The sequence below is a fragment of the Shewanella algicola genome (assembly GCF_014648035.1).
Taxonomy (GTDB): Bacteria; Pseudomonadota; Gammaproteobacteria; order Enterobacterales; family Shewanellaceae; genus Shewanella; species Shewanella algicola.
The window spans coordinates 1-2,753 of record NZ_BMQI01000114.1 but is presented as its reverse complement, the minus strand read 5'-3'; the positions used below and the strand labels follow the sequence as shown (position 1 = coordinate 2,753).

At 42.4% G+C, this 2,753-nt stretch carries 2 protein-coding genes and 1 pseudogene; all 3 read right to left on the bottom strand.

What is annotated here, in order from left to right; all coding sequences use genetic code 11:
• Positions 1 to 251: 251 nt before the first annotated feature.
• A pseudogene (gene tnpC / locus IEY42_RS21865) lies at positions 252 to 1,796 on the bottom strand (IS66 family transposase).
• Between the two features lie 84 nt (positions 1,797 to 1,880).
• The gene (gene tnpB / locus IEY42_RS21860; protein WP_188923191.1) at positions 1,881 to 2,225 is read right to left on the bottom strand and encodes an IS66 family insertion sequence element accessory protein TnpB; all 345 of its coding nucleotides are present in this window, start codon (positions 2,223 to 2,225) and stop codon (positions 1,881 to 1,883) included.
• Positions 2,222 to 2,521 (bottom strand): IS66 family insertion sequence element accessory protein TnpA, encoded by a 300-nt coding sequence (tnpA, locus tag IEY42_RS21855; RefSeq protein ID WP_188923192.1) that lies wholly within the window; start codon positions 2,519 to 2,521, stop codon positions 2,222 to 2,224. The genes tnpB and tnpA overlap by 4 nt, the downstream gene beginning before the upstream one ends.
• Between the last annotated feature and the right edge of the window lie 232 nt (positions 2,522 to 2,753).

Sequence of the window (2,753 nt, the reverse complement as noted above, 5' to 3'; positions counted from 1 at the left end):
TCATTTGATCCAAAATTTGCTATTAATTACCGTTTGATTGGCTAATATTTTCATCTTTATTAATTAAATCAAGACTATGATAAACTCCTGAACCATTGCATTAGTGCTTAATTTTTAATCTAGGCGCTTAAGCCAGCCTTTAATACCGCCTCAAGCATTAATGTATTCATAATGCATCGTTTTTGTTTTCCAACAATGCTTATTTTGGTCTACTCTGCTCGTAAGTAAGCGGTAAATGAAGCAGTGAAACGTTAATCCAAATTGTTCAGAACAACATTCCACGGCATTAAATCGGTTAAATCATCGGTAGGCTGGCGCTTGGGTAACTCGGTAAACAAGTGTCTGAAGTAGTAATATGGACTAATATCGTTCGCTCGACAGGTCATCACTAAACTGTATAAATTCGCACTGGCATGCGCGCCGTTGACTGACGTTGAGAACATCCAGTTTTTACGCCCCGTTGTGAACGGGCGGATATCTCGTTCAGTGACATTGTTGTCGATGCTAATGTCACCATCTTCAAGATAAGTTAATAATTTTGGCCATTGGTTTAGTGCATAGGTAATGGCTTTACCTAAATACCCTTTGGGAAGTACCTGTTGTTTCTCCAGCCAGGTTTTAAACTCCGCTAATATTGGTACAGCTTCTTGTTGTCTTAATTGTTGGCGCTCAAGAGCGCTGAGTTGTTTTTAACGTTTTTCAATAGCGTAAAGTTTGGCTATATAGCTCAGTGCAACTTCAGGCTTACCTGCTTTTTTTGACCCACTCGCTTTTTGTGCATCAGTGAACTTTCGGCGCACATGTGCCATGCAGCCAGCATGGGTGACATCTTTTAATGTGCCATAAGCGCCGTAGCCATCTGTCAGTAAATAACCAGAAAAGCCAGACAAGAACGCTTGAGCACAACGGCCTGCCCGGCTTGGATGATAGTCATAAATCACGATAGGCGTTTGGACAAACTCACCACTGCGATACACCCACATATACGAGGTCGACTGCGCTTCTCGGTCAGCTTCTCTTAAGACTTGCACGGTGGTTTCATCAGCGCAAATCAGCTTTTCATTGAGCAGTTGTGACTGCATCGCATCAATAATGGGCTGAACTTTCATGCCTAATTGCACACACCAATTGGCTAAAGTAGCACGACTAATATCAATGCCTGAGCGGGTAAAGATATCGACCTGACGATAAAGTGGCAGTGCATCAACATATTTTGCCGTCACAACCGCGGCAAATGCCTCGGCACTGCCAATACTTTTAGGGATTAAACTGGGTGGCTTAGGCGCAGTGATAATACGTGAGCTTGTTTGCGTTTTTTCACACTGACGACAGGCATATTTCACCCGTTCATGGCGGATAACCGTGACTTTTTGAGGAATAATCTTAAGCTCTTCACTGGTTTCGACGCCGCATTGGTGCAATGGAGACTGACAACATTCACAACAAGGTGAGTCAATTTCATGCGTGATAACTTCACGCTCTAGCCCTTCAGGTAACGGTTTACGGCCTGTTTTCTTTTTGGTTTGCGTTGATGGCTCAGCAATATCTTGTTGCTCCGCCTCATTGAAGGTGCCTTTAGCTACTTTTTCACTCTTTGAAGAAAACCGCTTAGATTGACTTAAATTTAATTGCTCAATTAACAACTTAATTTGCGCTTTAAGCTCGGTAATTTCTTCTTGTGCGACATGGGCAGCTTCCTTGGCTAATAATGCTTGTGCCTGTGCCGTGTCCGCAGCTTGTTGAAGCTGCAGTATCATGGCCTTAAGTTGCTCAATATCGTCAGGAAGCGTTGTCATTACGAGTGGGGAATGTGTTCATTTCTCCTTATTGTGACAGCGAAAAAGGATCGTTCAAGTCTAAAAGTATGATCGCTTATTTGATCACACTGTTAGGTTAGTTATTGGTCGATGCGCTCTGTGATGCTCGATAGACAACCCCGATAACAACCAATTTAGCTGCGCTTTGCTGATGTGTAACGCGCCATCGAGTGTGGGCGTTGGCCACTTAAATGTGCCTTTTTCTAACCGCCGATAATAAAGCCAAAAGCCATTCGTGTCCCAAAACAAGATTTTGAGTTTATCCCGATGACGATTACAAAAAATAAACCAGGCCTCGCTAAACGGGTCCATTTCAAGGGTTTCGGCAACGATAAGCGATAGCCCATCGATGGACTTACGCATATCTGTGATACCCGTGACGAGATAAACTTGAGCTGATGGTGTCATTGTAGTGCTGCAACCCAATGCTGGATTTGGCTAGCGCTTAAATGAATTGGCAACTGAGCACGCAAACCATTTGCAAGGACTAGCGTGACGACGTTTGCATTCTCGACGGATGCATCTGTCACAATAATGGGTTGCAATCGTTGTGGTTCTTGCTGTACTCGGAGTTTTTTGGCCCATGTATAAAAGGTTTGATAGCTTATGTTCTGCTCAGCGCAAAACTGAGTGATGCTAATGTCACTTTGTTTTTGCTGCTCGATTAATGAAGACCAATACTGGTGTTTTTCTTGTGATGTCATAGTGCCTCCTTAAATTGGTGAGGTACTATGACAACTATTTTTATGATTGAGTATGTGGGGTTTATTTACAGCTTACGTTACAACGTTATAAATGTTGTTGTGGCTTAGTTATTTTGGCCACCTAGATAGAAATAATCTAATTAGCAATTGTAATTTTTTACGTAAACTAGGAGGGTGTAACAGATTCTGTGTAACTGCAATTTAGTTAATATACTTCACAATTCTGTCTTCG

Bases quoted from the DNA above. Each gene is read 5' to 3' on its own strand.
- tnpB (WP_188923191.1), bottom strand. From the start codon at position 2,225: ATGACACCATCAGCTCAAGTTTATCTCGTCACGGGTATCACAGATATG.
- tnpA (WP_188923192.1), bottom strand. From the start codon at position 2,521: ATGACATCACAAGAAAAACACCAGTATTGGTCTTCATTAATCGAGCAG.